Raw genomic sequence first — 18,452 nt, 5'->3', positions numbered from 1 at the left:
ACGCTATTTTGAACAGGAAGTCATTTATTTTATTTCCTCAAAATCTACAAATTCACCAGCATCGTCAGCCACTTTTCTTTTATGTTCCTGTTTAGGAGGAACATAATCTACCGAAATACGTCCATCGTTTTTTGGTGCCGATTGTGAGCGGTTATCACCTTGACCAAATGTCTCATAATGGAAAGACCCCCCTCCATTGGTATAAGTAGAGCCACCTTGCTGCTGCGCTTTTTTCATAAGCTTTTCCGCAGCCTTACGCATCGCAAATGGTAATAATAATCGTATTAAGAATTTAACTAAATACCATACAGCGAAAGCAATCAATAAAAATTTTAATAATCCTGCCATAACTTTATATTCGTTGTCATTTTATCAAAAATAATGAAACTCTTTTAAATCACTTGTCTTACAAATGTCAGTATATTTTGATTTAACAATTTTTAAGTATTTCTAAGTACAAGACTTTGCTTGTTCGATAGCGCGAAATAGTTCATCTTGACGTTGCGTACCGATCACATATACCAGACCATCCTTGTCCGTAAGCCAAACAGCATCTTTACCACCTGCATAAAATTTGATCTTCCCATTGATATGAAGATTATATACCGGATTATTAAAGAAAAATTTACTAAATGGCTTCTTTTCAATCTTGACAATTGAACTTAATTCGATTTTAACCAAGCGAGTTGTCCATAATCCGCTTAACATGACCTTACCCTCAAATACCTCAATACGGTACAATAAAAGATACATCATAACCACAGATGTAATAATGATCGCGATACCAACAAGCATAAATAATTGGCTAGAAAGTAATTGATCAATATTGAGATACACTGCTGTAAAACAAAACAAAGCAAGAACCAAACGCACACTTATCCACACGCGGTCTCGTCCCAAATATTGGTTCTCAGTATATAGAAGTCCCTCTTTCATCATACTATTTACAAATTAAAACAAACACTTTTTTAGTATTTCCACTTATTTTATATCGATTATCGAGTTGATAAGTCGCTACCCAGATGATATCCCCGTTACCATTTACTAAAATCGGAATATTTTCCTTCTCAAAAACATTCACCTTATAATTTGTAAAAAGATCACTCAACTTCTTTCTTCCCGTCATTCCCAAAGGATAGAAAAAATCACCAATTTTCCAAGCACGCAATGTCAATGGAAAAACCAACAATTCGGCATCTATTTTTGCCATCTGCTTATCTGGTACTATAGACAAATCAAAACTATAATCACATGTGACATTATAATTCCTCCAAGATACAGATTTAGTTTCTGAAGTAATAACAGTTTCATCATCCTGCTTATACTCCTTTTCACGAATGATCAAAAAATCGCGATCTAATAATAAATCATAGCACTCCGACTGAAAAAGTCGACCAGATTCTTTATCAAAACAAGTTTGAAGATCTGCCAATACATTTTTACTAAAACAAAATGGGGAAAACAGTTCATATAGCAGAGGCAAATCCGTTATATGTTTGCGAAGCACTTCTTTTTCGATAATCCATTCATCATGTTCTTTAGAAAAAATAGAATCCCGCAGAGGAGCAATAAACTGCTGCAGTAACGTATAGCTTTCCTTAAAATGAGCGATGTTCTGCTCAAATACCCGCTCAAAATCAGGCTGTATTTTCTTAAATTGAGGAATAATATCGATACGTACTTTGTTACGAGCATATTTCGTTGAAAAATTTGATTGATCATCACGATATGGGATTTGGTATTCCTGAACATAATGCAAAACCTCCTCAGCTTTAAGAAACAGTAAAGGACGAATCAACCGGTCACGTTTTGCCTGAATTCCCTGCAGACCTTGAAGACCTGTTCCACGGGAGAGGTTTAGGAGTACTGTTTCTATATGATCATTCAAGTGCTGTGCAACAGCTATCTTGTCAAAACTTAAAGCTTCTCTTAATTCCTCAAACCAAGAATAACGCAGTTCACGGGCAGCCATCTGTATAGAGATTCCTCTCTCTGAAGCCACCTGTTCTGTATCGAAATGCTTAACATAAAAAGGGATACCATGTGCTTCAGCAAAATCCCGGACCAGGCACTCATCCAGATCAGATTCTGCACCACGTAATCCAAAATTACAATGAGCAATAGCTATCTGATAACCGGCCTTTGTCAATAAAAAGGTCAAAAGCATCGAATCGCGTCCACCGCTCACTGTTAACAAGATCTTATCATGAGCCTCAAAAAGACTGTTATCCTTGATAAAAAATGTTAATCTTTCCAGCAAATTCATATATCAAAGATAATGTATATTTATTGAGCATATATTTGTTTAAATGAAAAATTACCATTAATCAACAAGTTCAATTAAAATACATATTTTTGTCTCTGTGAAACAATACTTTCTGTCCTTTATATTTATGGCCCTCGGCCTCATGCTAGCATCTGCACAACAGCAAGATGAACTCCGTTTATTGTCGTCCTCAAACATGATCACTGGTATGTCTAATAATGCAATGTTTTATCGACCAGTATTTGAGCATAAAGGATCGACACTCTCAGCCGATAGTGGATACTTACATAAAGACGAAATTGGTAGACAATTTTTTGAAGCTTATAGCAATGTCATCATAACACAACCAACCGGAACACAAATATTTGCCGATAAACTTCACTATGATGCAGCATCACAAAATGCAACACTAACGCAAAACGTCCGTATGGTCAGTCGATCTTCCATTTTGACTACCAATCATTTGCAGTATAATATGAGGAGTAGTGTGGGTAATTATTACGGAGGCGGACGTATTACAAGCGGCACCGATACCATCACAAGTACCAATGCCACTTATTTCGAAAATACGCAAGACGCCTTTTTTAATAAAAAAGTGGTGGTACGAACACCCAATGTCAAAATATATACCGATTCCATGAAGTATAATTCGCCTAGCAGTATGACTTACTTCTATACCCCGACCAATATCAAAGGAAATAAAGGCGAAAATCTATACACAGAAAAAGGAGATTATAATACAAACACCGGTGTTGCCAATTTCACCAAGAAAAACCTATATACCGAAGGTAGTAAAATGCTTAAAGGTGATACTTTACACTATGACAGACGTACAGGGGAAGGACAAGCGATTCGCAACGTTGTTTTTATTGATACTACAGACAAATTTTACGCGTACGGGAACAAAGGATTATACCGCCAATCCGACGAATCCATTACCATGACCGACAAACCTTTGATCATCTCTGTCGTAAAAAAAGATAGTACTCAGCGAGATTCAACAGATAACCCTACATCCAAAAACAAAAACACATCTAACAAAGAAATCAAGAAAAAAGATAAAAACGAGAAAAAAGAAGAAGTTGTTGCCAAAGAAGAAAATCAATCAAATGGCAATAAACCTATTAAAATAGACGCAGTAACATTACCAAAAGACTCTGTTCAGATGGATTCTATTTTTATGACCGCAGATACACTCTTCTCGAAAATGATTCTACGCAGCGCATACATACCAAAAAATTTCAAACTAAGTCGTGATGGAGGAGAGTTAGATGTAGAAGTCGATGAAGACTATGGTGACGATGAAGATAGCACAAGTACCAATTTTACAGAAGGTCTAGATTCACTTCAGTTGAAAGATGATACCTTAGCAAAAAAAGAAGTAAAATTACAGGTAAACCCCAAAAATACAAAAGACAAATCCACCATTCTGAAAGAATCGACGAAACAAAATACTAAAAAAGAAAATTCAACATCCAGTAAGGCACCTGCAAAACCTGTTATTAAAGATTTAAATCGATTTGAGTTAGAAAAAAACAGCAAAGCAGATAGTCTACTAAGAAAAAATGCAGTCGTCCCAAAAGCAGATTATAGTGATCAAATCTTTAATAAAGCCCTACGATCTGCAAAAAATAATACGGGGCAGTCCGCAAGTCCACCCGACACGGCAAAAACCCGTATTGTAAAAGCATATCATAATGTACGGATGTTTAAATCAGATTTTCAAGCTGTTGCAGATTCAGTTTATTATGGCATGGCAGATTCCATGTTCAGATTAATGGGAAAACCAATGATTTGGGCCGAAAAATCACAAATATCCGGAGATACAATTTTCTTACAATTTGTCAATCAAAAATTGGACAACACCTTGATTGTAGGCAATGCTTTCATGGTAAATGCTACATTAGATTCTGTCAAATATAACCAATTAAAAGGCCGTAAAATAACAGGATTCTTTGATAAAAATAGTTTAGAGCGCATGTTTGTTGATGGAAATGCCGAAAATATCATCTATGTCGTTAATGAAGAAACCAATGTCGCCACAGAGTTATTCCACGACAGAAGTAGTCGTATTAAGATTTACATGGAAAATAATAAATTAAAAGAATATGTTTCCATACGAAAGGTAGATGGCAAAGTTTACCCAATTGCCCAGCTAACACAAGAAAAAGAATTCCTTCCAGGATTTATTTGGAAACCAGAAGACAGACCAAAGTCAAAACAAGACTTACTCAATCGAAAACGATCAGTTGCCAAAGAAGAAATAAAAGCACCGCAAGCTGAAAGCAAAGAAGGAAAACCGAAAGAAAAAATATTAAAAAATATAGACAAAGAGATTGAAGATAACGTTCCAGAAACGATGAAAAAACAAATTGAAGTAAAGGAACAAATCAAACAAGTTGAACCGAGACCCGTCTCCCCAACTCAGACACCGATCAAAAGATAATTAAAATCTGATTTAAATAGAATTTACAAAATTCATCTCCTGATTGACGTTATTACATAAAAAAGGTCTGATTACTCTTATCAGACCTTTTTTATGTAATAGGAATAGTCTTCCTCATCAGTAAGTAAACACCACACCAGCTCCCAAACCCATATCACTATCATAGTGAGCTCCCAATGAAATGTATTTTGTCCATACATAACGAGAACCAACAGTATATTCTTTATCCGTATTAACCATCCAATTCATTCTTAGACGTGGAGTTAACGGAATATCTTCCCTTCCCAATTGAAAACGTAGTTTACCATTAGTATCCACGCGCATATCAGCTATCACCAACCAAGGTAAAGTATAAGCAACACCGAATACAGGAACTTTACGATTACTTTTGTTCGCCTTCTGACCAAACATATTACGTTCAGGATCCCCAAACAAGTTTTTTTCATGACCAGTTAGTTTTTTATAATGATAATCAAAACCAACATAAGGCATCAGATACTGCATTTTATCAATGAACCGTCCCACCGTTGTTTCGCTCTCGTATCCCTGGGAAGCTTTATAACCCACATTCCACATTTGAGAAATCTGCCAACGTGTGTTTGAATAAGTAACCAATCCCTCAGTACCATTACTCTGTACACTAGCTTCACCAGATAAAGTAAACATACGATCATCCATTTGTACCATCTTATAGGCTTTTACTGGATCATGAATTTCTGGATTTGGTTCAGAATTTTCATACGTAAATATCCTCCCCATACCACTCATCATATGGTAAAGAATGTGGCAATGAAAAAACCAATCTCCGTCCTCAGTTGCTGCAAACTCCAGTGTCAATGTTTCCATAGGCATAATATCCACCACATTTTTAAGAGGCGAACGCTCACCATATTGATTGACCAATCGAAAATCATGTCCATGGAGATGCATAGGGTGTCGCATCATAGAATTATTATAGAGTTTAATTCGAACATTTTCTCCACGTTTGATCAAAATTTTATCTGATTCCGAAACCGTCTTATTATTCAAAGTCCATACGTAACGGTTCATATTACCAGTCAACTCAAAACTTAGATCTTTCCAGGGCCCATTAGGAAGCGTTGTGACCTCTACCGATTGCAACATGTTATAGTTTAAGGTTAGTAAATCGCCCTTCCCTGTATGATTGTGGTCATGCTCTAATTGTTTTCCCTCAATGCCTTTCGTCAACTCCAGATCCATTCCACATTTGGGACAGGTACCTGGCTTATCAGAAACAACATCAGGATGCATGGGACATACATACACTTTTTTGTTAGTTAAATGATCAGCAACATTTGAACTCGACTTCTTCAACTCAGGATACATAACAGCATTCATATCGACCTGCTGTAAACTCATTTCATGCCCCATGGGTTTCATATCACCGTTCATCTTCATCATACCATTCATCATCTTCATTCCCGCAAAATAATCCAGTTTAGGCAATTTATCAGCAGGCATATCCATACCCGACCCAAGCCATAATGAAGCATGGTTAGTACGATCTTCAGCAGTAGCTAAAAATTCATACTTCATATTCTCAGGAATAGTAACCACCACATCATAAGTTTCTGAAGGAGCGATGAGCATACGATCCACCTCTACAGGCCTTACATCATTAGCATCATTGGCGATAACTTTGAGTTTACCACCAGCAAAACTAAGCCAAAAATAAGTAGATGCACTACCATTAACAATTCTTAATCGAACTTGATCACCCGCCTTGAATTGTGATAAATGTTGTGTTGGAGCACCATTCAATAAAAATTTTTCATAGTACACATCACTCACATCCATCGCGGTCATTCGCTTCCATTCATTAGTCAATTTAACGCCCAATCGCCCCGCTTTAATAGCTTCACTATAACTTTGTGTTGTTTTCTTTTTAATAGCGAACCAATCATTACCCGCGTGCAACCGTCGATTGATTTCATGCGGATTCATATCACTCCAATCACTTAACACAACTGGTATTGTAGGGATATCAGGTTCAGTCCTTTTGTTAAAAATCAACGCACCATACAGCCCGATTTGTTCTTGAAGAGAAAAATGACTATGATACCAAAAAGTGCCATCTTGCAGTACCGGAAATTTATAGACATAAGTCTTGTGAGGAGGTATAGGATGTTGTGTCAAATGTGCTACACCATCCATGCGATTAGGTAAAAATATACCATGCCAATGCACACTAGTCGGTTCATCATTTTGATTGTGTACATAAATAAGTGCTGTATCACCAACTGTAAAAACTAAGGTAGGAGCAGGAAGACTGCCATTTACAGCAATAGCTTGACGCTTTTTACCAGTAAAATTCACAATTGAATCAGTAACGAATAAATCATAACGAATAGTTTTAACATCAGCAGATCCTTGAGGTAGGTGTAAACCTGCACGAGCCCCCGAGATGGCTTTCGTTTCAATATCTTTTTCAAGATTCGATATAGTGAATCCAGGGATTTTAGATGGATCTGTAGTAGGATGTGCTACTGGAACAGCAAAATTTTTAAAAGGGGTGTAACGATCATTAGTTCCCAAATATGGATTAACAGCAACAGCATGATGAGGATTCGAATCTTGCTGGTCGATATTCTTTTTGACTAGTTCCATTCCACATTTTGGACATTTTCCCGCTTTCGAAGAGGTCACTTCAGGGTGCATCGGACATACATACGAAACAGTCGATTTACTAACTTGTTCGTGATGATGTTGAGCATAAGAATGAGAAAAGAAAACAAATAAACCAACGAAGAGAGTTATGTATTTTAAAATCATAGCGCATTTTTTAATGATAAGTTCAACATATCTGAAAAATTGCTAGACTTCAAAAAGAGAAGCAATTGATTAAATCTGCATGACAAAAATAACACTTTATTGACACCTTAGAATTATAACATTTCAGGTTAAATTTACACAATTTAAACAGAATATCAACGATTTACAGATAGCATGATTCTTCTTGCACTATCTGCTACAAAGATAAGTCCAGAACCTAACATAATAATATCCTTAATAACCAATCGTCCAGATGCTGATAAATAAGGAAACCCGAAATAAGGTGTCGGAAAATCACCACCTAGATTTGACACAAATGTTTCTGGGGTTGTTATCAAAAATGATAACGTCACCAAGGACATCCCAAATGTCAAAATACCACTAAGCAATCCTATTTTCGGGAACCATATACCCAATAAAACACAAAGTCCAATACCTACAATAACAGCTCCTAAACCATAGGAAAATAAATAAGTGCCATTTACATGGTGCCAATCTACATTTGTTTGAATTGTTTTGCCTTCCGGATTTTTATACTGTTGATATTCTGGCGCCTTCTTGCTGTAAAAAAAAGACATAACGGGACTATTGGCTACAAAAGGAACAATACCATCAGCTTCGTACTGAAATGCCTTTAAACCTCCTATCCACACCATCACAAGAAAGACGGTAAAACGCAAAAAATTAATAAACTGATTTTGTAATCCTGCTAAAAAAGAAATAAGTCGGTACATAGTTGTCTATATTTGATATATGTACAAATTTCCAATTAATAAAGCAGCTATAGCATGGACAAATCCGTAAATTTAATAGATTATTTAGCCACAATGGAGATACCCACACGCTCTCGAAATGAAGAAGGAGAAATCCCGACATTCTTCTTGAAATATCGACTAAAATAAAACTCATCTTCAAACCCAAGTTTTGCAGCAATCTCTTTAATCGATAAATAGGTTAAGTGCAGCAGTTTTTTTGCTTCTAACACCACACGGTCTTGAATAAATTGCGAAGGAGATTTTCCCAACTCTCTCTTAATTTTTTTACTAAATGAATCCAATCCCAAAGCAAGTTCATGAGCATAAAATTGTACGGATCGCTCTATCAAAAAAAATGCTTCCAGCAATTTTTGAAATTTTAACCCAACCGTTAATTCATCCTGATAAACATGCGTATTAATCAATTGTGGAGACTTCACTTTACTGCACAAAGCCAATATCAATTGTAAGTATGACTTGAGTACAGATTCAGAAAAAGGACTATCATCGGCCTTTTCGATGCATATTTTACAAAAAATTGATTCTATTTCCTCAAATAAAGCAGGCGTAACTGTCACAAAAGGGGACAAATAAATATTATTAAATAATAGACCGTTACAGGCAACCTCTTTCTTGTGATATTCTATACAATAAAAATCACCATGAAACTCTAGCTTCTTGATCAATCTTGAATCTAGATCGTACAAGTCAAAATGTTGATAAGGCGACAAAAAAACTAAAGAATAATGCGGACAAATATAATTTGTAAAATCAACAGCAAAATTACGCTGCTCTTTAAGCATAATAATTTGGTAAAAAGGAGATTGAAAATCGTCCTCAAAAGCACTAGAATTAAGATATTGAATATCAATTAACATGGAGCAATGGTTTTGATCACCTATTAAATATCGCTAAAACTAATTCCCTAATAATACTATCGCTTTGAGCAGCATCGAAAACTAGAATAGTAATTAAAGTAAAGATCGTTGACCAGTCTGCTCAAAAAACTTATCAAGGACCATGATAGAAATTAGATCTTCCCTGTGTTTATTTTTAAACTGTTGAACAAATTTCTGTGCAGACACAATAATTTCCTCCGCTTTTTCAGGATGCGAAATATAATAATTTAGTTTTTCCTCCAAATCGCTATAGTCATCCCTAATATGTATGTAATGTACATCAGGTAGTAATAAACCTTCCATAAACCAAGTTTCAAATTTTGGCGTCGGCATCACTGCGATTGAATTAGAAGACATGATCCATTTTAAATTTGTCGCAACATCATTACCCTCCAATGCCAATAAATTTATAATGCAAATGCTCAGATATCGACATCGTTGGCTTAAACCAGCGCATATCCCTATTCCTTTTGGCGACATCTCCAAGATCACACATAGGGTGATCAAAATAAAGATTAAAAAAAGCTTTTCTATGCTCCTGATAAACTGTAGCACGTCCGAGTAACATATTCTTTTTATCCCGAAATGCAATTTCATCGTTGATAAAATTAAAATGCCTCACTTTATCCAAATTCAGAAGAACAGCATTGTTATTACCACTTCTAATAGGTCTACTCTTAACAATTGCAGGAGTTTCAGGCACATGAACAACATCTCCTGGAATCATATCAATCATCAGCTCACCTTTAAAATACCTTAGATATTGCTTCAAATCAAAGTAATAAACAGAACCACGATCTGGGCGTTTCAGATCTTTCAGTCTACACCCAGCAGATCCTATTATTTGTTCATGATCCAATTGATTATAATAATTTAGACGAGCACAAAAATTTTGATCAGATAATATCAAATCACGGTTGAGCACTTTTCTTTTATACCGGTACCAGGGTAGAAAAGAAAATTCACGAAAAAATGCTCTTAAATAATACCCGAATTTAAAGTTCTTATTTTTAAAAAATACACGCTTGGTATTCATCATTATTTGCTCAAAAATTCAACCATTTTTTCAATAGCAATAGCACGATGACTAATTTTATTTTTCTCATCCGCTGTCATTTCAGCAAATGTATGAGCATAACCATGAGGTACAAAAATAGGATCGTAACCAAATCCATCAATACCTTTGCGTTTATCGATAATATGACCTTCAACGCTACCCTCAAAAAAGTATTGCTCTCCATTTAAATATAAAGAAATCACTGTTTTAAAACGAGCATTACGGTCATCCGCGTCTTGTAATTTTTCCAGCACCAAATTGATGTTTTGCTCCATATCCCGTGTACCCGAATAACGTGCAGAATACACTCCAGGTTCACCATCTAAAGCATCAATCTCTAAACCAGAATCATCTCCAAAGCAATTTAGTTTATATTTATTGACCAGATAGTCCGTTTTTTGTTTCGCATTTTCATAAAAAGTAACTCCAGTCTCTGGAATATCGTCATGACAATTGATATCAGCCAAAGACTTAAGTAAAAATTGCTCTCCCACCATAGCTTGCACCTCTTCCAATTTGTGGGCATTATTAGTAGCAAAAATAAGTTCAATCATTTGAATAGGATTTTATTTAAATGTAGAAATATAAAAGGAAAATAGCTAATGATAGACGAGAAAGACTATCCTTGATGCTGAATTAAAGATTTAAACTCCACCCAAAAAGACTTTTTCTTAACCATATCAGCAAACATCTCTTCAAAACTATAAGTATTAAATACAGTAGCTATGCGCCCATGCATATAAGAATTATGTGCGATTTCAGGCAATTTCAAAGATTTAGGATCAACACCCAATAGAATAATCTTTTTAGGCGCGAAAAAAGTCATGATTCTTTTAAAGTCATTTGGATTATGAGTATTAGCCAAATTCACAACAGCAACATCATCAGATGTCAATTTTAAGGCTCCAATTGTTTTGATAAAAGCATCCTCAGCCTCAGGTGAAAAATAAGGAAAACTTGGATATCTTAAAATAAACAAGATTCCTTTCGTTTTAGAACCTTGATAGATAAATTCCTCCACAGCTTCCTGATGAGCAGGAACCTGCGAAGGAATTAAAGAAGAAGATACAGACTCCGTTTCTACCGAAAGATTACCGATAGCATCAGCTGTCGCGAAAATAGTCTCGGACATAAATGCCTGTAAAGCAATCGGATCTGAAGTCAATAAATTCGACATATTTTATTATTTACCCAAAATGTAAGAAAAAATCAGGGGAGCAACAATAGTCGCATCGGATTCAACCACAAATTTTGGAGTATCAATATCTAATTTACCCCAAGTGATCTTTTCATTCGGAACAGCGCCCGAGTAAGAACCATAAGAAGTTGTTGAATCAGAGATTTGACAGAAGTAAGACCAAAAAGGAACATCTTCCCACTCTAAATCTTGATACATCATCGGAACAACACAAATTGGGAAGTCACCAGAGATACCACCACCTATTTGGAAGAAACCAACACCCTTACCAGAAGAGTTAGCACGGTACCACTCTGTCAAGTAAATCATATATTCAATACCTGATTTCACAGTATGAACATTCAATTTACCTTTGATTACATTAGAAGTAAAGATATTACCAGTTGTTGAATCCTCCCATCCTGGGCAAACAATAGGTAAATTCTTCTCTGCTGCTGCAACAATCCAAGAGTTTTTAGGATCAATCTCATAATATTGCTCCAATACACCAGAGTTTACAACTTGATATAAAAATTCATGTGGCAAATAACGCTCGCCCTTTGCCTCAGCAGCATGCCATACATCTTCCAAGTGTTTTTGCAGACGGCGGAAAGCTTCTTCTTCAGGAATACAAGTATCTGTAACACGATTATAATGTTGATCTAATAATTCTCTTTCTTGCTCTGGAGTCAAGTCACGATAGTTAGGTACACGTTTATAATGTGAGTGTGCCACTAAATTCATCACATCCTCTTCCAGGTTAGCACCCGTACATGAAATGATATGTACTTTATCTTGACGGATCATTTCAGCCAAAGAAATTCCCAATTCAGCAGTACTCATTGCACCACCCAAAGAAATTAACATTTTACCACCTTCCAATAGATGAGCCTCATAACCTTTAGCTGCATCCACCAATGCCGCAGCATTGAAGTGAAGGTAATTTTCCTCAATAAACTGAGAAATAGGACCTTTTTGTGTACTCATAATATTTCGCTACTTTTAATACAATAATAAGTGCTACAAAGGTACTGAATATTATTTATTTTAAGCCCAGAGGACTGGCAAACAGCAAACTCTTCCATCATTTTTTAACAAATGTTAAAAATTTAAGATCATCAAATCACCCAACGTTCACAACGATCTAAAAATTCTTGTTTAATATCCGCACCAATCCCTATATGATCAGAAATATGGATATGATAACCGTTGTATTGAATCCCACCACTAACAGGATCTTCCAAATGTCCGACCATACAAGTGTCCAAATCATAAAACTTCACATTCGGCGCTGCATAAGCAAAATGAACTTTTGCGGCTAAAGCCAATCGACTTTCAAGCATCCCCCCTATCATACAGGGAATATTAAACTCAGCAGCCACCGCAGCAATTTTTAATGCCTCATGAATACCACCAGATTTTGAAAATTTGATGTTGATATAATCACAAGCGTCAGCACGGCAAAGGCGCTCAGCATCATCATGTGAATACACCGATTCATCAGCCATAATTAAAACAGTAGTTTCAGTACGAAGTGCAGGTAGCAAATGATCCAGATAAGTGCGCATGGGCTGTTCACAAAACTGAATCTTAAATGGTTCAAGCCCTTGCAGAGCCTCCAACGCTCCCTGGTAAGACCATCCCTGATTGGCATCAATCCGAATAGGAATATCAAAACCAACAGCTTTACGTATTTCTCGAATACGTGCGACATCCGTTTTAGGATCCTTTCCTAATTTTATTTTTAACATAGCAGCCCCAGCATTGTAAAGTTCTTTTGCCTTAGCTGCCATTTCTTCTGGACTCGCAATACCTAACGTAATATCAGTAACGATTTCCCTTGGACTTCCTTTCAGAAATTGATAAAGAGGAACGCCAGCATTTTTAGAAGCAATATCATACAATGCCATGTCAAAAGCCGATTTAATGGTTGTATTATTGGCGATATACAAATTTAACTCAGCAAGACGAGCTTCAAGCTCCAAAGGATCTTTCCCCTTCCAGATTTTAGCAAAATCACGAGCTATGACTAAACAAGTATCTTGTGTTTCGCCAACAATCATTGGAAAAGCAGAACATTCTCCAACACCAAATATCCCAGTATCAGTATGAACACGAATAAAAGTATTCTGGGCAAAATCCATTGTACCCGTTGCAATGACAAAAGGTTCCATAGGAATACTTAATCTATAAATTTCTATTTCAGTGATCTTCATGGCTAAAAATATCTTATATGATCACCTCACAAGGTGATCATAATAAAGCTAAGATAGATAAAGTATATCAAAAAATAGAGACACTAAAAACTAGATTAAGGCTAACTCCACATACAAATACAAAGAGTAACCCTGACAGGTGACCCAAAAAACGAACTACAGCGTATCAAAAACTTGAATACAAATCACATAAAAATGCAATATCAGCAACAAAAACAGTTAAATTTATAAATAACATAATCTATTTTAAAATAATTTATAAATTCTATAAAATTTTAATGATTTTGTTCATATATTAGCAAAGTAATAATTGAATAAGGAAGATGATTGAAAGTAACACAAATCAGCTAGGGCTATACGACCCGAGTTTTGAGCACGATGCATGTGGGGTTGGTTTTGTCGCACACATAAAAGGAATAAAATCACATGCACAGGTAAGAGATGCCTTGACCATGTTAGAAAATATGGAGCATCGTGGTGCTTGTGGCTGTGATCCAGAGAGTGGAGATGGCGCAGGTATCATGATTCAATTACCACATGAGTTTCTTTGGGAAGAATGTATCAACCTCGGTATACAACTTAAAGAACCAGGATATTATGGAGTAGGAATGGTTTTCCTTCCCAAAGAACCTGAAATGAACAAAATTTGCAGAACAGTTATACAAGAAGCAGCAACCGAAAGGGATATGAAATTCCTTGGATTTCGGGATGTGCCAGTAAGTAGAGCAGGTATAGGCCCGACAGCATTAAGCGCTGAACCAGAAATAGTTCAATTCTTTATCGACAGACCCGAGACAGTACATAACACGGAAGAATTTGAACGCAAATTATTTGTCCTAAGACGTTTGATTATCCAAAAAATCAAACAGTATCAAGAATACCCACTACCGCTTTACTTCGCTTCCCTATCTTGCAAAACAATTATTTATAAAGGTCAGCTCACCACCTACCAAGTTGGCACATATTTCAAAGACCTACGCGATCCAAGAGTTGTTTCTGCATTTGGATTAGTACACTCACGATTTTCAACCAATACCTTCCCTTCCTGGTCATTAGCACAGCCCTTCCGTATGTTAGCGCATAATGGTGAGATCAACACATTAACAGGAAATCTCAACTGGTTTTACGCAGGCATGCGTGCCCTTTCCTCTCCTTATTTTACAGAAGAAGAGATGGAGATACTCCTACCTGTTGTCGATCGTGGTCAATCTGACTCAGCATGTTTAGACAATGTAGCAGAACTTTTATTACACAGTGGCCGTAGCCTTTCCCATGTCATGCTCATGCTAGTACCCGAGGCTTGGGATGGCAACACACAAATGGACCCATTAAAGCGAGCATTTTACGAATACCACGCCACATTAATGGAACCTTGGGATGGTCCAGCAGCACTTTGTTTTACCGATGGAAAATCTATAGGAGCCACCTTAGACCGTAACGGGTTACGTCCATTACGATATGCAATTACTTCAGATCATCGTGTTATCGTTGCTTCAGAGGCAGGAGCACTTCCAATCGATGAATCAACAATTATCAAAAAAGGAAGACAGCAAGCTGGTAAAATTTTCTTAGTCGATATGGAACAGGGTAAAATTTTATCCGACGAAGAAGTAAAAGGCGACCTAGTACGTCAACAACCCTATGGCGATTGGTTAGACAGTTATAAAATAAAATTAACAGAATTAGCTGAGCCACGTGTTACATACACATATCTATCCAAAGAATCAGTCTTCAAGTATCAACAAACTTTCGGATATTCGAGAGAAGACTTAGAAACAATCTTAACGCCAATGGCGCTGACCGGCTATGAGCCAACAGGCTCGATGGGCTCTGATGTACCATTAGCTATACTGTCCGATCAGCCACAACATCTATCCAGTTACTTTAAGCAGTTTTTTGCGCAAGTAACCAACCCTCCTATTGATCCAATAAGAGAGCGCCTAGTCATGAGTCTGGCAACATTCATTGGAAATGCAGGCAACATACTTATTGAAGACAAAAAATTCTGTCACTGCGTAACCCTAGAACATCCCATCTTAACATCAAAAGAATTAGAAAAACTAAGATCAATAGACACAGGTGTATTTCAGGCAAAAACCCTACAATCATATTTCAGAGCAGATGGACAAAGTGGATCCCTTGAAGCCGGATTAGAACGTCTTTGTCGCTATGCAGATGATGCTGTCCGTGATGGATTCGAGGTATTAATACTTTCAGATCGCGCTATTGACTCACAACATGCACCTATTCCATCCATACTAGCTGTATCCGCAGTACATCACCATTTAATCAAAACAGGAAACCGAGGCGCAGTTGGTCTTGTTGTAGAAGCTGGAGATGCTTGGGAAGTTCATCATTTTGCCTGTTTACTTGCATTCGGAGCAACAGCCATTAATCCATATATGGCCTTAGCAAGTATCCGGACGATGAAAGAACAAAGTAAAATCGAAACCGAATTAACTTGGCCCGAACTTTCTAAAAACTATGTAAAAGCAGTAAATGCAGGATTATTAAAGATATTTTCAAAAATGGGAATATCGACACTACAGTCCTACCATGGTGCACAGATCTTTGAAGTATTGGGTTTAGACAAAACTGTCGTAGACAAATATTTTTGCGGTGCTGTATCCCGTATCGGCGGCTTAAATCTTGACGATATAGCACAAGAAGTACTGACAAAGCACTGGGTGAATTTCAAAGAAAGCCGTACTCCACAAACTTTACTTCCAGAAGGTGGTCTATACCAATGGAAACGAAGAGGAGAAGGACACCTTTGGAACCCAGATACCGTACATCTTCTACAACAAGCTTGTCGAAATGACGATTATGCAACTTATAAAAGATATGCAGAAAAAATAAACAACCAAAAAGAACAGATGTTCACCCTACGTGGTTTATTAGATTTTGCAAGACACAGAACCGCAATCCCTTTAGAAGAAGTAGAACCAGCTAGTGATATTTTAAAACGCTTTGCCACAGGTGCGATGTCATTTGGTTCCATTTCACATGAAGCACACAGCACATTAGCAATTGCAATGAACCGCATCGGTGCAAAATCAAATACAGGCGAAGGAGGTGAAGATGAACTTCGTTATCTACCCCTTCCAAATGGTGATTCCATGCGTTCCGCAATTAAGCAAGTTGCATCAGCACGTTTTGGTGTAACATCCAACTATCTAACACAGGCAGACGAAATACAAATCAAAATGGCTCAAGGTGCCAAACCTGGAGAAGGCGGTCAGCTTCCAGGATCTAAGGTTAATGAGTGGATTGCCAAAACAAGACATTCAACACCAGGTGTAGGCCTAATTTCGCCCCCTCCACATCATGACATCTATTCCATTGAAGATTTGGCACAATTGATCTTTGATCTAAAAAATGCAAACCGCGCTGCACGTATCAATGTAAAACTAGTCTCAAAAGCCGGTGTAGGAACCATTGCTGCCGGTGTTGCAAAAGCACATGCAGACGTTATTCTTATTGCAGGATTTGACGGAGGAACAGGAGCTTCACCAATCAGTTCTACAAAGCATGCTGGTCTACCTTGGGAATTGGGATTAGCAGAAGCACACCAAACTTTAGTGAAAAACAAACTTAGAAGCCGTATTGTACTACAAGCAGATGGTCAGGTAAAAACTGGACGTGACATAGTCGTAGCAACCTTATTAGGAGCTGAAGAATGGGGCGTATCAACAGCTGCACTTATTGCTGGCGGATGTATTATGATGCGGAAGTGTCACTTAAATACATGTCCGGTAGGTGTAGCTACGCAAGATCCAGAATTAAGAAAGCTATTCACAGGCAAACCTGAAGATATTGTTAACCTATTCCGCTTCATGGCCGAAGAAATCAGAGAGACCATGGCAGAATTAGGCTTCCGTACCATCAATGAAATGGTAGGAAAAGCACAGTTCCTTAAAAAACGTGAGAACATAGATCATTGGAAAGCTTCTAAAATTGATTTCTCAGGTATATTATATGTGGAGCCCAACGACCCTGATCAGTCACTTTACAATACCGAAGAGCAAGATCACGGCATGGGTATGATCTTAGACTGGGGATTATTAAAGCAAGCAAAACAGGCTCTAGAAAACAAAACTCCTGTATTTGGAACCTTTATTGTCAAAAATACAGATCGTACTATCGGAACCTTACTATCCAATGAAATCTCTAAACTCTATGGATCCGAGGGCTTACCTGACAATACCATCAATTACAAATTTGAAGGCTCAGCAGGACAAAGCTTTGGTGCATTCTCAACAAAAGGACTATCATTTGAATTAGAAGGTGAAGCAAATGATTATGTTGGTAAAGGTTTATCTGGCGCACAATTAGCGATCTATCCAAAAGCAGAAAGTAAATTGGTTCCACATGAAAATATCATCATCGGTAATGTTGCCCTATTTGGTGCCACATCGGGGCATCTCTTTATCAATGGACAAGCTGGCGAACGTTTTGCAGTTCGTAACTCAGGCGCAACAGCAGTAGTAGAAGGCCTTGGTGACCACGGATGTGAATACATGACTGGGGGTCGTGCGCTTATCTTAGGACCTACAGGAAGAAATTTCGGAGCAGGTATGAGCGGTGGTATTGCCTGGATTTACGATAAACAAGGAACATTTAGAGACAATTGCAATACCGAAATGGTGGATCTTGATCCATTGGAACAAGAAGATGAAACAGCAATTATTGCATTGCTAAAAAGACATATTTTACTCACAAACAGCAAAATTGCACAACATATCCTCGAAAACTGGACTGCTGAGAAAAACAGCTTTATCAAAGTATTCCCTAAAGAATACAAACAGGTATTACGTACAAAATTAGTTGAGGCATAATCAGG

At 37.1% G+C, this 18,452-nt stretch carries 14 protein-coding genes; 2 read left to right on the top strand and 12 right to left on the bottom strand.

Features of this window, described 5'->3' with window-relative positions; translation table 11 throughout:
* Positions 1–24: 24 nt before the first annotated feature.
* From B3P23_RS12075 to tilS, 3 genes are all read right to left on the bottom strand, one after another.
* Entirely contained in the window at positions 25–348 is a 324-nt protein-coding gene (locus tag B3P23_RS12075) for a DUF4834 family protein (protein WP_045752518.1), read from the bottom strand.
* A 102-nt stretch (positions 349–450) separates the two neighbouring features.
* Complete coding sequence (locus tag B3P23_RS12070) at positions 451–939, bottom strand: hypothetical protein (RefSeq protein WP_084405270.1); 489 nt, start codon at positions 937–939, stop codon at positions 451–453.
* Position 940: 1 nt separating this feature from the next.
* On the bottom strand, positions 941–2,266 hold the full coding sequence (gene tilS, locus B3P23_RS12065; RefSeq protein WP_293926263.1) for a tRNA lysidine(34) synthetase TilS: 1,326 nt from the start codon (positions 2,264–2,266) through the stop codon (positions 941–943).
* A gap of 97 nt (positions 2,267–2,363) precedes the next feature.
* Here tilS and B3P23_RS12060 point away from each other — a divergent pair, with 97 nt between their 5' ends.
* Positions 2,364–4,712, top strand: coding sequence for an OstA-like protein (locus tag B3P23_RS12060; protein ID WP_293926261.1), 2,349 nt, complete (start codon positions 2,364–2,366; stop codon positions 4,710–4,712).
* 117 nt (positions 4,713–4,829) lie between these two features.
* Here the strand turns inward: B3P23_RS12060 and B3P23_RS12055 are convergent, their stop codons facing one another.
* From B3P23_RS12055 to B3P23_RS12015, 9 genes are all read right to left on the bottom strand, one after another.
* Positions 4,830–7,505 carry a multicopper oxidase domain-containing protein gene (locus tag B3P23_RS12055; RefSeq protein WP_293926258.1) on the bottom strand — a complete coding sequence of 892 codons (2,676 nt, stop codon included), beginning with the start codon at positions 7,503–7,505 and terminating at the stop codon, positions 4,830–4,832.
* A gap of 155 nt (positions 7,506–7,660) precedes the next feature.
* Positions 7,661–8,239: a DUF417 family protein gene (locus B3P23_RS12050; protein ID WP_045752515.1), complete on the bottom strand. Its 579-nt coding sequence runs from the start codon at positions 8,237–8,239 to the stop codon at positions 7,661–7,663.
* 80 nt (positions 8,240–8,319) lie between these two features.
* Positions 8,320–9,138 (bottom strand): helix-turn-helix domain-containing protein, encoded by an 819-nt coding sequence (locus B3P23_RS12045; RefSeq protein ID WP_293926255.1) that lies wholly within the window; start codon positions 9,136–9,138, stop codon positions 8,320–8,322.
* Positions 9,139–9,231: 93 nt separating this feature from the next.
* On the bottom strand, positions 9,232–9,516 hold the full coding sequence (locus B3P23_RS12040; RefSeq protein ID WP_293926252.1) for a glycosyl transferase family 90: 285 nt from the start codon (positions 9,514–9,516) through the stop codon (positions 9,232–9,234).
* Positions 9,517–9,544: 28 nt separating this feature from the next.
* Positions 9,545–10,198, bottom strand: a complete 654-nt coding sequence (locus B3P23_RS12035) for a hypothetical protein (RefSeq protein ID WP_293926249.1) — start codon at positions 10,196–10,198, stop codon at positions 9,545–9,547.
* A complete protein-coding gene (rdgB, locus tag B3P23_RS12030) occupies positions 10,198–10,770 on the bottom strand; it encodes an RdgB/HAM1 family non-canonical purine NTP pyrophosphatase (protein WP_248754805.1) in 573 nt (190 codons plus the stop codon). The genes B3P23_RS12035 and rdgB overlap by 1 nt, the downstream gene beginning before the upstream one ends.
* A gap of 65 nt (positions 10,771–10,835) precedes the next feature.
* Positions 10,836–11,393: a hypothetical protein gene (locus B3P23_RS12025; RefSeq protein ID WP_045752511.1), complete on the bottom strand. Its 558-nt coding sequence runs from the start codon at positions 11,391–11,393 to the stop codon at positions 10,836–10,838.
* 6 nt (positions 11,394–11,399) lie between these two features.
* Positions 11,400–12,380: a deoxyhypusine synthase family protein gene (locus tag B3P23_RS12020; RefSeq protein WP_021188785.1), complete on the bottom strand. Its 981-nt coding sequence runs from the start codon at positions 12,378–12,380 to the stop codon at positions 11,400–11,402.
* A gap of 131 nt (positions 12,381–12,511) precedes the next feature.
* Positions 12,512–13,609, bottom strand: a complete 1,098-nt coding sequence (locus tag B3P23_RS12015) for a mandelate racemase/muconate lactonizing enzyme family protein (protein ID WP_260946975.1) — start codon at positions 13,607–13,609, stop codon at positions 12,512–12,514.
* 323 nt (positions 13,610–13,932) lie between these two features.
* Between B3P23_RS12015 and gltB the strand changes: the two genes are divergently transcribed.
* Entirely contained in the window at positions 13,933–18,447 is a 4,515-nt protein-coding gene (gene gltB / locus B3P23_RS12010; RefSeq protein WP_293926242.1) for a glutamate synthase large subunit, read from the top strand.
* The last annotated feature ends 5 nt before the right edge of the window (positions 18,448–18,452 follow it).

Source organism: Sphingobacterium sp. UBA6320, from assembly GCF_002440335.1.
Taxonomy (GTDB): Bacteria; Bacteroidota; Bacteroidia; order Sphingobacteriales; family Sphingobacteriaceae; genus Sphingobacterium.
This window is presented reverse-complemented; position numbering and strand designations above follow the sequence as displayed.